Here is a 15,238-nt window from a genome sequence, read left to right on the forward strand (position 1 = left end):
CCTTTCCTGAGCTCAGGAAAGGTCGTTTTGCTGTACGTTCGCAACAGGTGCTGTTTTGCTCGAGCGATAGATCGGATAAAAGATTCCAATCAAGATGATGACGATCCCAATCCATTGAGAGCTCATCAGATGTTCACCTAAAATTAACACGGAACAGATGACCGCTGTCGGTAGTTCAGCTGCTCCAAGCAAAGAAACGCTTGCTGGGGAGAGGTGAGGCGCGCCCGCAGCAAATAAGAGCGGTGGTAAAATTAACGCGAACAGACCGAGCGGAATCGCGTATAACAGAAGTCCATTTTCGAAGTTCGCAGAGGATAAGAACGTCGTCGGTGGATACATCGTCATGACGAAAGCAAGACCACCTGTCATCATGTAAAAACTCTTCTTGATGACGGGTAAATGATTGGCGATGCGTCCACTAGCGAGTAAGAAAATTGAGAAGCTGACAGCCGCTCCAAGACCGAATAATGTTCCACGGAAGTCAAGTGGACTCGAGTAAGCGGCACTCGCAAGAATGGCTCCGCCAATCAACAGAATCGCAGACAGGAAATGCGCGCGAGATGGTAAACGTCTGAATGCGAGCGCATCGATGATGACACCAATCCAAGTGAATTGGAATAAGAGAATGATTGCAACGGATGCCGATACGGTCTGAAGACTTTGATAGTACAGATAACCAGTTGTACCACTAGAGATACCGATCAACATGAGAAGACCAGCTGTCTTAAGATCGAGACGAAGATTTTTCGTAAATAAGGCAAGACTGAAAATCATCAGCCAACCGAAGAAAAATTGACTCCCAGAAACGGCTGCTGAGTTAAATCCAGCTGCATAAGCGAGTTTGACGATCGTTGAGAGGACACCATAACTGATAGCGCCAATGAGAACGAATAAGGTTGCTTTTGAGCGATGCATGAATAATTTCCCTCCATTTTTAGTAAAAACCACACAAAAAAGGTTGCAACGGGGCCTTGTCCAGGTTTTTTGGACAGGGTTTGGTTGCAACCTGTGTGATTTATTGAGTTGATGTGTCGAGCAAACGATACAGCCGGGTTTTCGTTTGGTTGTACTGAACGGTCAGCGTGTTCCACTTCTTTAATGACGCGGTAGCTTTCCGTGTTAAACGATTTAAATCCGCTGTTGACTCATCAATCTTAACGAAATCCGGTTTTTTAGTCAAGCGTGAAAGCACTTTCTTTTCAGCGTCCATCGCTTGTCGATACGTTTTAGAGAACGTTTGAAACGTCTGCTGGCGTTCCTTGATGATTGCCACTAAGGCAGTTCCTTCCGTTTTTGCTTTACCATCAAGTTTGTTTACAGCATCCTTCAATTCTTCAAGATCAAGTTCAGCGTACGTTTCCTTACGTAACGTTTCTTCTTGTTTCAATAAAGAAAGCCGTTCGTCATTTAAGGCTTCTAGTTCCTCCCGTTCATTTTGAGAGCGTTTGATTTCTTCAGCACCTGCATCAAGAACGGCTTGGTACGTATTAACTGAAATTTCGTCCTTACGAGCACGTTGATCAGCTAGCATGAATGCCTTTTCTTCACCTTTGACTTGTTGCTCTAGCTGTTCATGAAGAGAGGCTGGTGAATCGTTGGAGCAGGCAGCGAGTCCGAAGCTCGACAGGAACAGTACTGCTACGAATGATTTTTTCATCTAGATAGTAACTCCTTATAAATTCGAGTATTGCACGAAGTTGTACGGAATATGGAAATCTTCATCATAAATCGCGAACTGATAGCCCTTTTTCTGAAGTCCGGCAACAATGGCCGGAAGGGCCTTGATAGCTTGTGGTTGTTCATGCAAGAGAATGATTTCAAATGGACGCTCTGCTCGCCGAATGACCGTATTAGCCACTTCTTTTGCACTATCTTTGTAATACCAGTCCATTGAATCGATCGACCAGTCCCATACTCGGAAGTCTGCAGCGTGGATGGCAGATGCCATCTTTTTCGTAATGCCAGGATCAGATCCGTAAGGTGGTCGTGTCAAATGTGGTGTCAGTTTTGTTAAATCATAAATTTTTTTCTGAACACTTTTCATTTCTGAGACGTACTGTCCTTTTTTGTACAATGTATCGTAATCGTGTGTTTCACCGTGTAAGCCGATGTAATGTCCGGCTTTCGCAGCAGCTTTAACTTCTTTTGGAAAAACATCTACCTGTGATCCGAGATAAAAGAAAGTAGCGCGAGTATGAAGGTGATCTAATGTTCGAAGTAACTCTGATGTTAATGCGGATGGTCCGTCTTCAAAGGTTAAATAAGCGACTTTTTTTGTCACACCATTCCATTTTTCGACGCGTGCTTTCTCCATGTTGACGACGGGAACTTTGGTAATGGACTTACCGGTAGTGATTGACTGTTGTTCAGGTGTGAAGACGTATCGATAAGCAATATACCCTCCGACTCCAAGAAAAACGAGTATAAGAAGTAAGAAAAATCGAGGGAAGAACTTTCTTTTTTTTGTCCGCGGTCGTGGACCGAGTTCGCTAGCGTGGCTTGAGGTAAATGGATCCATCGTTGTCTGTCGCTCCTTGTGTCAAAAATATCATATACAGATAATGTAACATTTTAATTGTTTCTTTTGTAACAAATAGATGACAAAAAGATGACGGGAGATCGATTTTTCTAAAAATATCAACTTAATTAGAAATAGAGTATATAAAAACAAAAAAACAACCACTAGTTAAGTGATTGTTTTACATGTTATTAGTGTTCTGTTACAGCACATTCAACACATTCTGATTGATAGGATTCACATTGCTCGTCCATTTCTTTCCCACAATGAACGCATGTCTTAACGGGAAGTTCACGATAAAACTCAGCAGACGCTTCTTGGTAAAGGGGTTGTTCCATGTGTTTTTCCTCCTTCAAAATAAACGCAATGTCTTTTTTCTTGTTTTCATTGTATTAGTACAGAGGTTTAATGTCAACATTGTTTTATAACAGATGATTTATTTGGAGTATTGGTAAAGGACAATGAAAAAGAGACATGCTACGATATCTAAGTAATCTGATAATAATAAGGGGGATTTGTACATGACACATGCAACACTGGATACAATGCGTGTCTTAACAGAAAGACGTTCCGTTCGTCATTACGACGAAACGTTCAAACTTTCAAAACAGGAAGTGGAAGAACTATTAGAATGGACGACAGCGGCGCCGAGTGCTTGGAATCTACAACACTGGCATTTCACGGTCTTCCATTCAAAAGAAGCGAAGCAACAGCTTGCACCAATTGCATACAATCAGCCAGCCATCACTTCGGCTTCAGCAATCATTGCGATTCTAGGGGATGTTCAAGCCAATCGAAACTACAATCCGGTTTATGGTCCGGCAGTAGAAGCGGGTGGTATGACAGAAGAATTGTTCGATTCGATCAAAGAACAAGTAGAAGGCGCTTATCAAAGTGAAGCGTATGGTCGCGACGCGGCAATGTCGAATGCGAGTCTTGCTGCGATGCAATTGATGCTTGCGGCAGAAGCGCGTGGATTATCAACACTCGCAATGGGTGGATTTGATCATCAACGTTTTACGGAAACGTTTATTACCGAGTCACGGTATGTACCGGTCATGTTAATTGCTGTCGGTAAAGCGGTCGAAGATGCAAAAAAACGTCCAGCACTCCGTTTACCGATCGATCGAGTATCAACCTTCCTGTAAGTCATTCAAAATGGAGGAAGCGGGGGGCAATTCCTCCATTTTAATTTTTTTATTTTTTTTCGGAAAAAGACTTGTCAGCCTTTTAGTTTCTTGATATATTAATACATGTCCTAGCAAGTACATTACGTACTGCAAACATGATTCTGTAGCTCAGCTGGGAGAGCGCTACCTTGACAGGGTAGAGGTCGCTGGTTCGAGCCCAGTCAGAATCATACCGAAAGCCCGCTTCTCCTTTATAGGAAAAGCGGGCTTTTTTATTATTTCTTTATCTCATCCTCGGTGACCCATTTATGATTTTTCACCATCTCTCCACCGTCCGTTGGTTCATAGTTCACCATGTAGACAGTCGTTTCTTTTACTTCATCAATCGTCGCTTTAGCTCCATCCATACCTTTCATATGATCTGCCTTGACAGTCGTTTCATCACCAACTTGCAGTGGCTTAGTTGGAACTGGATCAAGTTCTTCCTGAATGACCCATTTGTGATTTTTCACCATCTTTCCACCAGTAGTCGGTTTATAACTGATTGCATAGACGACAGTATCATAAGCACCGGCAATCGTTGCTTTTGCTCCGTTCATTCCGTCCATATGATTCGTCGTCAAAGTGACATTACTGCCTCTCGGATAAGTCGGATCACTAGCTTTCTTTAAACCAGACGGTACCTTTCCGTCACTCGAATGCATCATATCTCCATGTGACATGTCGTGTGAGTCACTATTACTTCCATCGTTATTGGCGGATCCACATGCACCGAGCCAAAGCGTAGAACTAAGAGCAAGTACAGTTAACGTCAATGATTTTTTCATATTAAAACCCTCCTGAAGTCATTAGTCTTCTTTACTATACCCAGCGTATGTGCAAATCGTGTGCAGATGAAGTGACAGTTTCGTTTATCGGCATTGATTATGTTTTTTTTCGCTATACTAAAATGGAGAGATAAGGAGGGAAACGTCATGCGTCGTATTTCATACTCGGTCGGAGGAATCGTTCTTGCGGCATTTTTAATTTGTGGCAGTGTATTGTTCGGGACTTTATATTATCAGTTGTCTCAAATACGAACGCAGGAAGTGGTGGATGGTTTGCTGAACCGAGGGAATACCCATCGTGATGTCCTGGTCGATTCCTACGACCAAACGACGATGCGTCATGTCAGTATGATGGAAGCGAACTCATCCTTTACTGTCGTGATCACCGATGCAAGAGGGAAACAACTCGAAGCATCACGTCCTTTGACGAGTGAGATGAGACGTGTATTACAACATACAGATTTTGATTATCGTCAACGAGGAAAAATCGTAACGATGCGTAACTTTTTAATGACGGACAGTCCCATCACCATTGACGAGGAACATCGTGGTCATGTCTTCATGTTCGCTTCTAAAGCAATCGTGGATCACGTACTTGATCCGTTGAAACAGCAGTTTTTCCAAGTTGGTCTGCTTGCACTTTTATTGGCAGGTGCTGCAAGCATTTGGACGACCCGAATCATTTCTCGTCCGTTGATTCAGATGGAAAAAGCGACGGCGCGTCTATTGGATGGGGAAAGTGGAGAGTTGCCAATTGATCGAAAAGACGAACTGGGACAATTGGCGCGTTCGATTCAGCAGTTAAAACAGGATCTCGATTTTTTAAATCGGGAACGATCCGAATTTTTAGCAAGCGTATCTCATGAACTACGAACACCATTGACATATATAAAGGGATATGCGGATATTCTCAAACGCCAAACATTGACACCGGATGAACAACGACGCTACATCACGATCATTCGAGAAGAAAGTCAGCAAATGAATGAATGGATTGAACAACTATTTTGGCTAGCACGAATTGATGCCAATGCTTTTATGATGGAACGAAAACCTGTCGATGTCGAAGACTTGATTCATCAAGTGATACGATTGATGCGTCTAGACATCGAACAAGAAAATATTTCTTTTGAGATAGAAGGTGAGCCATTACAAGTGATGGGTGACGCTCAGCAACTCCGTCAGATGATTGTAAATATCATTGAAAATGCACGTCGACATACGACGTCGGGAACAATCATCGTTCGTTATGGTGTCAACGCAGTAGGGGCTTTCATTCAAATCGAAGATACAGGAGAAGGGATTGCTGCAGACTCTTTACCTCATGTAACGAAACGGCTCTACCGAACGGAAACATCGCGTTCTCGAAAACATGGAGGAACTGGAATCGGACTCTCCATCGTTGAAGCAATTGCGCAGACACATGGAGCTGAATTGAACATCAAGAGTCAACTTGGACATGGAACACAAGTGACACTGCAGTGGAGGGAGAAATAAAATGCCGCATGTATTGATTGTAGATGATGAACCGAGAATGCTTGAACTGTTAAAACTGTATATTCAGCCGTATGGGTACACGTGTCAGCTTGTGGATTCTGCGCAACAAGCTCTTGAGCTCTGCTGTCAGAACGTATTTGATCTTATTTTAATGGATGTCATGATGCCAGATATGGACGGATGGACATGTTGTCGTCTCATTCGAAAACACACTAACATCCCGATATTGATGGTTACGGCACGGAATCAGCGGGAAGACATCATTCGGACACGGGAAGTAGGGGCGAATGATTACATATCAAAGCCGATTCAAGAAGGAGAACTGATCGGACGAATGGAAGTTTTATTACAGCAGCGGCATGCTGGTCTATCCTATGACCGGGAAGGCTATCGTTGTTGTTACCTCCAACAAACGATTTCGTTAACGAAGACGGAGTTTGAATTGTTAGGTGTATTTTTAGATTCTCCACGACGTGTTTGGACGCGGAATCAGCTGACGACGATGTTATGGGGAGCGGAAGCGTCTGTAGACGAGCGGACAATCGACTCGCATATCAGACATTTAAGAGAAAAACTACGTGTTTGCGGTTTTCCAATCGAACAGCATCTGGAAACGGTTCGCGGAATCGGATACCGCTGGATACACTAGTAAGAAGGAGATTCAAACATGACGACACTCTATTTCGTACGGCACGCACATTCGACATACTCACCGGATGAACGGAGACGTCCACTTTCCGATAAAGGACAGGCAGATGCAAGACGTTTACTTGAAACGTTTCAAGAAATTCCAATCGACAGATTCTATAGTAGTCCGTATCAGCGGGCGATCGAGACGGTTGCACCGCTCGCGGAGGCACGTCGACAACCAATTATTGAGGTAGAAGAACTAAGAGAGCGATTACTAGCACCTGGAGAGCTTGACGGTTTTCAGGAGGCGGTTATGTATGTATGGCAACATCCGAACGATAATCCATTCGGGGGCGAAACGAACAAAGAAGCAGCGCAACGCATTCGGCAATTCATCGATGAACTGGTGGAGAAGCATTCCGACGAAATAGTTGTTCTTGGAACACATGGAAACATCATGATGTTACTTCTCGAAACATTCGATCCGACATTTGATTATACATTTTGGAAATCCTTACCGATGCCAGCCGTGTGCCGGTTGGAAGTGAAATCAGGAGGAGAGGTAGATATTCACGTCGTACCACTTTTGACGAATGTAAAGTAAAAAAAGAGGCGGAACTGATGAGTAAATCAGTTTCCGTCTCTTTTGTAATCAAAGAAATCTTAAGGCGTAGGAATAGCACCTTCATGTTTTCGGATCAAATCAGCTGTTAATTGACCGGATAAGGTGACCATTGGCACACCGCCGCCTGGGTGTGTAGAACCACCAACGAAATAAAGTCCTTCGTATAACTCGCTCTTCGATGGAATCTTGAATCCACCATTTTTCTTCCGATCAGCTGCGACACCATAAATCGATCCACCGTTTGGACCATATAAGTCCTTCAGATCTTCTGGGGTGAAGCGATATTCAAACTCGATTGATTCCCGAAGACCGTAAAGTCCCATTCGTTCGAGTTTATCAAGAACAACTTCACGATAAGCATCCCAGTCGACCTCACCTTTTTGGAGTGTTAGAGGAGGGACATGCGTCAAGACGAACAGATTATCTTTTCCATCGGGCGCTTGCGAAGCATCAGATTTCGACGAGACCCCGACATAAATCGTCGGATCCTCAGGAGGCGTTCCTTCTTTGAACATTTGAGCGAATTCGCGCTCTGGATTTTCTGAGAAAAAGAAGTTGTGATGTGCTAGTCCACTATACTCACGGTTCACACCAAGTAATAATACGAGTCCAGAAACAGAGGGAGCAAACGATGCCTGTAATTTTTTTGCCTGCTTCCGGGCTTTTTTCTCAGGTACGATTCGTTCGTAAGTCGGGATGACCTCAAGATTTGAGACGACGATGTCGGCTGCATGGAACGTACCATTCGAAAGGACACCAACTGCTTTTTTATTTTCAAGGACGATTTGTTCAACCGGTGAGTTGAGATGCACCGTGACGCGGAGCTCGTCAAGCAATCGTTTCATAGCACGCGCGATTTGATACATCCCGCCTTTAACATAATAGATGCCAAGCCCCATCTGTACATAAATCATTTGATTGAAGACGGCTGGCGCTTGATAAGGGTTGGAACCGACATACATGACCATGTAGTTGAATAGCTGTTCGAGATACGGATTATTGAGGTGTTTTTTTGTTCCGGTCGCGACGGTGTTCATCGGGTCCATCTTTAATAAATCAGACATCGTATGGTATTTTTTTAAGTCCTTTAAATCTTCGAGACTGTATTTATAAAAGCTGTCGAGACATAAGTCATACATTTGTTTTGAGTACCGGAACAATTCGACGAAATCCGCTCGTGACGAAATTTGCTCGACTTCTTCAAGCATTCCAGGTAAGTCACCTTTGACGTCGATTTTTGTTCCATCTTCAAAAAAAGTACGCCATTGCGGTTCAATGCGTTCGATTTCTAAGTAATCATCTAAGTTACGATGAACACTTGAGAAGAGTTGTTCGAGTACCCAAGGCATCGTTAAAATCGATGGACCAGTATCAAAAGTAAATCCTTTCCCGCTGCGCTGATTTAGTTTCCCACCGACGTTTGCATTTTTTTCAAGCATCGTGACTGCGTAACCATCTCCAGCTAAACGAATGGCAGCAGACATACCGGCAAGACCAGCTCCAATGACGATTGCACGTTTCTTCAAATGGATCACTTCTCCTTTTAATAGATGAATGGAATCAAACGTTTTCGTTTTGCAGCCCACATCGTATAGGCAGGTCCGAAACCTTTTGTCAACATCGCTTCCTCGATCCGGATTCGATAGAGTAGGAAAAAGAACATGAGCACTCCAGCGAAAGCGAATAGGACCATTTGTCCCGTGAACAGAGGAAAGCTGATCGTGATCAACAATAATCCACTGTACAATGGATGGCGCAAGAAACGATAAGGACCACTACTGACAAGCTTGTCATCAGCTGCGACGACGACGTGACGAGTGAATTGTTGTTTTAAGTGGAGAATTCCCCAAAGGCGTAAAGCGACTCCACTCCACAACAGCAGGCAGGAAGTGATGCGCAACCAGGGAGAAACACTTTCGTCCGCAAAGAGGAAAGAGCAGACGATCGTTCCACTCAAGACAAGGAAAATCAAATAAAAACTTACTTGTTCTGCGGCGCCCGACCGGGAATCGGATCGATTCCGAAAACGAATCATTTCACTGATCCAACAGACGCTACCAATGCTGAAGATCCATTCCCACAATGTCACGTACGCTCCTCCTTTCTGTTTCAGAACTTGTTTCGAAAGCGCATTCAACGTTATTTACCCATTGCAATTCACCCTTAAGCTACATTTAGAAAACTTCAGAAATACTTCATTTTCATGACAAGCATTCCGAATGAACCCTGTTTGAAAAAAATAATGGTATTCTAATCTAAAACATGGATGCAGATCCTCATGCATAAAGGAGATACACGATTCATGAAATACATCAAGACACTCATCACGACATTGGCATTGACGGTAGCCTGTACGTCGACTTATATATCAGAAGCTGAGGCGGCGACTTCTTCTTATCGTCAAGCCAAGACATCCCTTCATTTACGTCAAGGGACATCAGTCGAGCAACCGAGTATTGCAGTCATTCCGACAGGGATTTATGTAACAGAACTATCAAAAATCGGTACGTGGTCCAAAATACAGTACGGAACGAAGATTGGCTATGCGAGTACGAAATATCTGTTAACGGATGAACAAATCGGTGGGAAACGTATTGGCAAGACACTCATCGCGAATAAGAACTTAGCACTCCGTTCGACGTACGCTCTTGGAGAGAATCAGCAAGCGCGTGCAGCTTTTGAGAAAATGCGCTTGGCAGCAAAAAAAGAGGGGATTACGCTGGTCGCATTTAGTACATACCGTTCGTACGCTTACCAAAAGGCATTGTTTGATAAATATGTCGCGCGAGATGGATATGAAAAAGCGAGTACTTATAGTGCGGAGCCAGGAAAAAGCGAACATCAGACAGGACTCGCTTTTGATATAGGGGGAGCAGATTCTTCTAAATACGCGATGTTCAGTTTTGCGAAGACGAAAGAGGCGAAATGGCTGTTCGCGAATGCGCACCGGTATGGTTTCCATCTTCGTTATCCATCTGGTAAAGAATCGTGGACAGGTTATACGTATGAAAGCTGGCACTACCGTTATGTAGGGGCGACGCTTGCTGCTCGCCTGAAACTCAGTGGGTTGACAATGGAAGAGTATTTTCATCTTGCTCCTTGGAAACCAGTAAAGACTTCGACATCTTAAAACATGATAAATAGAGGGTGTTGGATTCATCTATTATTCGTCTTGAATGAAAGAGATGGACTGTTTGACAATGACCGGCATGCTGATTGGTAGCTGAACATGACGGTACATTGGAGCAGACGGATGAACCGTTGGAATCATAAGCCTCACACTATAAAAAGCCCATCGCAATCCAAGCGATGGGCTTTTTTGATGTTCACTTAATTGGTTGTTCGTTCTTTTTTCGCTTTTTTGAAGAAGAACAGTTCATAGACGACTGGAACAATGATGAGTGTTAACAACGTAGATGTCGTTAACCCCCCAATAACTGTTAGGGCGAGACCTTTTGAGATCAATGTCCCTGAAGAAGTTGTTAATGCGAGTGGTACCAATGCCATGATCGTTGCGAATGCGGTCATCAGGATTGGACGCAATCGTGTTTTACCCGCTTCAATCAATGATTCGCGAATTGGCATACCACGACCAACGTTTTGACCAATACGGTCGACGAGAACGATGGCATTCGTGGTGACGATACCAATTAACATCAAGAAGCCGATCATGACACTGACCGATAATGGTTCATTTGCAAAGAAGAGCGTGACGAGTGAACCGATTGGAACAAAAATCAGTGAAGACAAGATGATGAACGGAATTCGTGCTTTTCCGAACGTGATCAGCATCGTCAGGTAAACAAGCCCGATTGCAACGACAATCGCGATTCCGAGGGACTGGAAGATTTCGACTGTATCATCATTCCCACCACCACTTGTCAACGAGACACCGTCTGGTAAATTAATTTTTTCGACCTCTGTTTTTACAGCATTAGAAACGTTTTGTACGTCGTCTCCTTTAACTTGTCCGGAAACGCGAGCATATACTTTTCCGTCGAGCTTCTGAATTGATGTGAAGGTCTCAACTTCTTTGACGGTCGCGACATCTTTTAGAGCAACAGGACCGTTTGCTGAGAACAGTTGGACGTCTTCGAGATCTTTCTTCGAAACGAGTCCTTTTTCATAAGACAATTGTACATCTTGATCTTTATTATCAAGATTCAACGTGCCAACAGTAACAGGCTTCGTTTGATCATTGACGGTCCCGAGGATCTGGAAGCCGGATAGTCCACGATCACTTGCTTTTTCAGGATCGATTTCAACGAGGAATTGCTTTTGTTTTTCGCTGAAGTTGTTTGTGATATATTTTAAATCACTATTTTTGGACATATTATCCTCGACTAATTTCGCAGCTTTTTGAAGCGCTTCGAGATCGTTCGAGAACAGGTCGACATCGACGTTGTTGTTCGACGGAGGACCACCTGTTGATAATTCAGCTACGCTGATTTTGACATTGACGTTTTCCTCTTGAGCGATGTCCTCCATCTGTGTCTCAAGTGATTTGATCGTTTTCTCAACGTTCGCGCCGTCCTTCAGGTTCAAGAAATAACTTGCTTTATTATCGAGACGTAAGCCTGTCGTAAAGTCTCGTGCTCCGACAGACGTCGTGACGTCAGCGATTGCTTGTTCTTTATCAAACATCTTTTCCATCTCAAATGAGACGTCGCTCGTTTTCTCGAGCGATGTGGCAGCCGGAAGTTCAAGCGATGCCGTTAGTGTCTTTGAGGCTTCGTTCGGAATGAACGTAAAGCCGAGACGTGGAACGATCGCTAGAGAACCGCCGAGAAGAATGAACGATACAATTAAGATCGTCGCCTTATGCGAGAGTGACTTTTCAATCAGCTTGCCATACCACCGTTGAAGAGCACCTTCTTTTTCTTCTGCTGGAACCTTCTTAAAGGCAAATTTCGCAAGAATCGGTACGATCGTGATCGCAACGAGTAGTGAAGCAAGTAATGAGAAAATAATTGTCAAAGCAAACGGTAAGAAGAACTTACCAGTGATTCCACCGACGAATCCGATTGGCAGGAAGACGACGACGGTCGTTAGCGTCGATGACGTGATTGCTTTTAAAATCTCTTTTGTCGATTGTTCGATGATCTCATCCGTCATACCGGATTCGGATTTTCGAACACGCCGGAAGATGTTCTCGATAACGACGATACTATCATCAACGACACGACCGACCGCAACGGCCATCCCGCCAAGTGTCATGATGTTCAGAGAAATATCTTGCCAGTTCAAGAAGATAGCAGCAATGAGTAACGATAAAGGAATCGAGACGATGGCAATAATCGTTGCGCGAATATTTCGTAAGAACAAGAGTACAGCGAGAGAGGCAAAGAGGGCACCAAGTAATCCTTCTTTGACGAGTGTCGCGACGGATTCCTCGATATCCTTCGCTGAATCGATCCCAATCGTATAGTCGACTTGATCGTCATATTTATTAAGGATCTTCGTGACTTCATCTGCGATTTCGACCGTATTGGCATCTTGTTTTTTCGTGATTGCCATCGATAAGGAATCTTTTAAATCGTAACGTGTTTTTTCGCTTTGTTGCGAGACTGCTTCGATTTTTGCAATATCTTCTAGACGAATCGGTTCTGCAGGTTCAGACGCCTGATCTGTAGCTGCTCCACCTGTTGTACTTGGTGGTCCTTGTGTTGCACCTTGTGGTGGACCGCCAGCAGATGAACCACCTGTTTGATCGCTACTAGCTGAACTAGTCGCACCTGCAACGGGTGTCAATTGTAGATTTTTTAGTTTATCTAGATTTTCTAGTTTTTCCTCAACGCGAATCGGTATTTTTGAATCGTTTTCTGATAGCTGACCAGATGGGAACGAGACATACTTTCCGTTGATTTGTTCCTTGATACTTGAGAGCGAGAGTCCTGCTTCTGTTGCTTTCTGATTATCGACGGTGATTTGAACGAGATCATCTTTGTAGCCACCAACGGAAACGCTATTGATTCCTGGAATCTTATTAAGTTCAGGTTCGATATCGTCCTTGAGGATTTTTTCGATGTCTTTACCATCCTTACTAAAGAAAGAGATATTATAGATTGGGAACGATCCAAAGGACAGACGATTTAATTTCGTTGTTGCTTCCTCTGGTAGATTCGCATCTTGGATTGCAGCATCAATCTGTTGTTCGACTTTATCCATATCAGTATCGAACGGGAATTCGATGTTTAAGATACCGATGCTTTCATAAGAAGAGCTTGTCAGCTTAGTAGCTCCTTCGATTCCTTTCAAAGCAGTTTCAAGCTTCGAGACGACTTGTTTATCGACATCGTCGGGCGAAGCACCAGGATATACTGCTTCAACAGAGATTTGAGGAAATTCGATTTCTGGGAACTGATCGACTTTTAATTTCGAGAAAGAATAGACGCCTCCTAAAACTAAAAGAATGGCGATGATGAAAACAGCCACCGAATTCTTTAAACTGAATCGGGTTAAAAAGTTCATATGAACACTCCTTTCGTTTATATGTGCTTATTTACATAGTAGAGGACACTCATAGAACCCGCAACTTTAAAACTGTTTTATTCAAAAAGATCTTTTTGAAAAAAGATAATTTTTTTTGTTAAAAAGGCTTTACACCTTTCGATATGCTGCTATAATAAAAATATACCCAGTAACAACACAGCATGATTCTGTAGCTCAGCTGGGAGAGCGCTACCTTGACAGGGTAGAGGTCGCTGGTTCGAGCCCAGTCAGAATCATACCGAAATCGTTCCTTTTCGAAGGAACGATTTTTTTTGCATTAAAAAAACTATTCCCGAAATCAATCAGGAATAGTTGGAAGGTAGAGATATTATTTTATTGGATTTCGAGATGAAGATCGCCACGCTTCGTCCAGCCTGCGACAGTCGTCAATCGATAGAAGACGAGTGTCAAGACGCCAGGTAAAACGACACCAGTCAAGAAGAAGATAAGGAACGCCTGAGGACCTTGGTTGACGAAGATATTGAGTGGCGCAATCATCGAATTTAAACCGAGTCCAGCGAGTTCATATGGTACTTTCAAAGAGAGAAGAAGCGTCGCTACAGGAGCTGAAATCATCGCTGCGAGAAACGGTGCAACGACAAGACGTGGATTTTTAACGATATTCGGGAATTGTACTTTAGGTGTGACAAAGAAAGAAGCAATCAAACCACCGGGATCCGTCTGACGATATGCCATCAATGTGAAGCCAACGAATTGAGCGGAACAGCCAATGAGTGCGGCGGCACTTGCTACAGGATCAAGCTGCAAAGCGATAGCGAGTGCAGCGGATGAAGCGGGAGACATCAATAAGACACTAAAGATGAGTGCAATGACAAGAGATGTAGCAATAGGAGACGATTCGACTGAAGCGGTGATCATAGCGCTGAATTTTGTAAGGAGTGGTGTCGTTACGGCAGCAGCACCGATACCAGTGATACCACCGGCAAGCACAGCACTCATTGGGATGACCATCATGTCAAATTTCGTTTTTCCAGTCATGCGTTTTCCGACATATACAGCGACCGCAGCTGCGAGTAATGCACTGATTGGCTGACCGGGGGCAAGAACGAGTCCAGAAGCAGTCGATTGAAGCGCAGCACCACCAATCGTCGCTGCGATCATCGCGCTGAACAGGACAAGTGTGTTTCCTCCGAGCTGAAAGGCGATACCGGCACCGAGTGCAGGAGCAAGCAGTACTTTTGCGACGCCGCCAATCGTCAGTAGCATTTGGATATGTAAAAAATTGCCGAGCGTCTCAATCAGGAGTCCGACACCGAGTGTTACAAGAACGGCATTCGCCATTCCAGCTGATACTTTTACCATTCGATCCATCGCATATTCTTTCAACGTTGTCATCCTCTCTCTATCTATCTCTATTTTTTGCCATGAAAAAAGCCTATCCATTTTTGGGATAGGCGCCACTCATTCTGTGCGGGCGCCTCATTCGATGCATCGAAAGGAGGGCCCAAAAATCATTTCCGTTTCATCATCGGAAAAGTTTTCAGTCCCTCATGCATAG

The 15,238-nt window shown here is 43.8% G+C and carries 14 protein-coding genes and 2 tRNA genes; 7 read left to right on the forward strand and 9 right to left on the reverse strand.

Features of this window, described 5'->3' with window-relative positions:
* Window positions 1-12 precede the first annotated feature (12 nt).
* The 4 genes from BW42_RS13970 to yhfH form a co-directional block, all read right to left on the reverse strand.
* Window positions 13-915 carry a DMT family transporter gene (locus tag BW42_RS13970; RefSeq protein ID WP_035412417.1) on the reverse strand — a complete coding sequence of 301 codons (903 nt, stop codon included), beginning with the start codon at window positions 913-915 and terminating at the stop codon, window positions 13-15.
* Between the two features lie 100 nt (window positions 916-1,015).
* Window positions 1,016-1,657 carry a YkyA family protein gene (locus tag BW42_RS13975; protein ID WP_052019158.1) on the reverse strand — a complete coding sequence of 214 codons (642 nt, stop codon included), beginning with the start codon at window positions 1,655-1,657 and terminating at the stop codon, window positions 1,016-1,018.
* A 15-nt stretch (window positions 1,658-1,672) separates the two neighbouring features.
* On the reverse strand, window positions 1,673-2,518 hold the full coding sequence (locus BW42_RS13980) for a polysaccharide deacetylase family protein (RefSeq protein WP_035412419.1): 846 nt from the start codon (window positions 2,516-2,518) through the stop codon (window positions 1,673-1,675).
* 191 nt (window positions 2,519-2,709) lie between these two features.
* Window positions 2,710-2,856 carry a protein YhfH gene (yhfH, locus tag BW42_RS16210; RefSeq protein WP_071908744.1) on the reverse strand — a complete coding sequence of 49 codons (147 nt, stop codon included), beginning with the start codon at window positions 2,854-2,856 and terminating at the stop codon, window positions 2,710-2,712.
* A gap of 183 nt (window positions 2,857-3,039) precedes the next feature.
* Here yhfH and BW42_RS13985 point away from each other — a divergent pair, with 183 nt between their 5' ends.
* On the forward strand, window positions 3,040-3,666 hold the full coding sequence (locus BW42_RS13985) for a nitroreductase family protein (RefSeq protein ID WP_035412421.1): 627 nt from the start codon (window positions 3,040-3,042) through the stop codon (window positions 3,664-3,666).
* Window positions 3,667-3,805: 139 nt separating this feature from the next.
* A tRNA-Val gene (locus BW42_RS13990) sits at window positions 3,806-3,878 on the forward strand.
* Window positions 3,879-3,923: 45 nt separating this feature from the next.
* On the opposite strand, the gene BW42_RS13995 is transcribed toward BW42_RS13990, so the two are convergent.
* Window positions 3,924-4,475: a YdhK family protein gene (locus BW42_RS13995; RefSeq protein ID WP_035412424.1), complete on the reverse strand. Its 552-nt coding sequence runs from the start codon at window positions 4,473-4,475 to the stop codon at window positions 3,924-3,926.
* Window positions 4,476-4,622: 147 nt separating this feature from the next.
* On the opposite strand from BW42_RS13995, the gene BW42_RS14000 reads away from it, so the two are divergent.
* Genes BW42_RS14000 through BW42_RS14010 form a run of 3 tightly spaced genes read left to right on the forward strand, consistent with a single transcriptional unit; the run spans window position 4,623 to window position 7,206 of the window.
* Complete coding sequence (locus BW42_RS14000) at window positions 4,623-5,972, forward strand: cell wall metabolism sensor histidine kinase WalK (protein ID WP_035412426.1); 1,350 nt, start codon at window positions 4,623-4,625, stop codon at window positions 5,970-5,972.
* 1 nt (window position 5,973) lies between these two features.
* Window positions 5,974-6,621 carry a response regulator transcription factor gene (locus BW42_RS14005; protein ID WP_035412428.1) on the forward strand — a complete coding sequence of 216 codons (648 nt, stop codon included), beginning with the start codon at window positions 5,974-5,976 and terminating at the stop codon, window positions 6,619-6,621.
* An 18-nt stretch (window positions 6,622-6,639) separates the two neighbouring features.
* The gene (locus tag BW42_RS14010; RefSeq protein WP_035412430.1) at window positions 6,640-7,206 is read left to right on the forward strand and encodes a histidine phosphatase family protein; all 567 of its coding nucleotides are present in this window, start codon (window positions 6,640-6,642) and stop codon (window positions 7,204-7,206) included.
* A 59-nt stretch (window positions 7,207-7,265) separates the two neighbouring features.
* Here BW42_RS14010 and BW42_RS14015 read toward each other — a convergent pair whose 3' ends face one another.
* Window positions 7,266-8,753 (reverse strand): NAD(P)/FAD-dependent oxidoreductase, encoded by a 1,488-nt coding sequence (locus BW42_RS14015; protein ID WP_035412432.1) that lies wholly within the window; start codon window positions 8,751-8,753, stop codon window positions 7,266-7,268.
* A 17-nt stretch (window positions 8,754-8,770) separates the two neighbouring features.
* A complete protein-coding gene (locus tag BW42_RS14020; RefSeq protein ID WP_035412434.1) occupies window positions 8,771-9,316 on the reverse strand; it encodes an isoprenylcysteine carboxylmethyltransferase family protein in 546 nt (181 codons plus the stop codon).
* Window positions 9,317-9,529: 213 nt separating this feature from the next.
* On the opposite strand from BW42_RS14020, the gene BW42_RS14025 reads away from it, so the two are divergent.
* On the forward strand, window positions 9,530-10,357 hold the full coding sequence (locus tag BW42_RS14025) for a D-alanyl-D-alanine carboxypeptidase family protein (protein WP_035412436.1): 828 nt from the start codon (window positions 9,530-9,532) through the stop codon (window positions 10,355-10,357).
* A 200-nt stretch (window positions 10,358-10,557) separates the two neighbouring features.
* Here the strand turns inward: BW42_RS14025 and BW42_RS14030 are convergent, their stop codons facing one another.
* Window positions 10,558-13,698, reverse strand: a complete 3,141-nt coding sequence (locus BW42_RS14030; protein ID WP_035412438.1) for an efflux RND transporter permease subunit — start codon at window positions 13,696-13,698, stop codon at window positions 10,558-10,560.
* A gap of 184 nt (window positions 13,699-13,882) precedes the next feature.
* On the opposite strand from BW42_RS14030, the gene BW42_RS14035 reads away from it, so the two are divergent.
* Window positions 13,883-13,955: transfer RNA gene (locus BW42_RS14035), tRNA-Val, on the forward strand.
* A gap of 97 nt (window positions 13,956-14,052) precedes the next feature.
* Here the strand turns inward: BW42_RS14035 and BW42_RS14040 are convergent.
* The gene (locus BW42_RS14040) at window positions 14,053-15,075 is read right to left on the reverse strand and encodes a PTS transporter subunit IIC (protein WP_035412440.1); all 1,023 of its coding nucleotides are present in this window, start codon (window positions 15,073-15,075) and stop codon (window positions 14,053-14,055) included.
* Window positions 15,076-15,238: the final 163 nt, after the last annotated feature.

This window comes from Exiguobacterium sp. RIT341 (assembly GCF_000632205.1).
In the GTDB taxonomy this organism is placed as follows: Bacteria; Bacillota; Bacilli; order Exiguobacteriales; family Exiguobacteriaceae; genus Exiguobacterium_A.

Excerpts from the sequence above, each read along its gene's own strand:
- BW42_RS13970 (WP_035412417.1), bottom strand. The coding sequence starts at position 915 with ATGCATCGCTCAAAAGCAACCTTATTCGTTCTCATTGGCGCTATCAGT.
- BW42_RS13975 (WP_052019158.1), bottom strand. The coding sequence starts at position 1,657 with ATGAAAAAATCATTCGTAGCAGTACTGTTCCTGTCGAGCTTCGGACTC.
- BW42_RS13980 (WP_035412419.1), bottom strand. The coding sequence starts at position 2,518 with ATGGATCCATTTACCTCAAGCCACGCTAGCGAACTCGGTCCACGACCG.
- yhfH (WP_071908744.1), bottom strand. The coding sequence starts at position 2,856 with ATGGAACAACCCCTTTACCAAGAAGCGTCTGCTGAGTTTTATCGTGAA.
- BW42_RS13985 (WP_035412421.1), top strand. The coding sequence starts at position 3,040 with ATGACACATGCAACACTGGATACAATGCGTGTCTTAACAGAAAGACGT.
- BW42_RS13995 (WP_035412424.1), bottom strand. The coding sequence starts at position 4,475 with ATGAAAAAATCATTGACGTTAACTGTACTTGCTCTTAGTTCTACGCTT.
- BW42_RS14000 (WP_035412426.1), top strand. The coding sequence starts at position 4,623 with ATGCGTCGTATTTCATACTCGGTCGGAGGAATCGTTCTTGCGGCATTT.
- BW42_RS14005 (WP_035412428.1), top strand. The coding sequence starts at position 5,974 with ATGCCGCATGTATTGATTGTAGATGATGAACCGAGAATGCTTGAACTG.
- BW42_RS14010 (WP_035412430.1), top strand. The coding sequence starts at position 6,640 with ATGACGACACTCTATTTCGTACGGCACGCACATTCGACATACTCACCG.
- BW42_RS14025 (WP_035412436.1), top strand. The coding sequence starts at position 9,530 with ATGAAATACATCAAGACACTCATCACGACATTGGCATTGACGGTAGCC.
- BW42_RS14030 (WP_035412438.1), bottom strand. The coding sequence starts at position 13,698 with ATGAACTTTTTAACCCGATTCAGTTTAAAGAATTCGGTGGCTGTTTTC.
- BW42_RS14040 (WP_035412440.1), bottom strand. The coding sequence starts at position 15,075 with ATGACAACGTTGAAAGAATATGCGATGGATCGAATGGTAAAAGTATCA.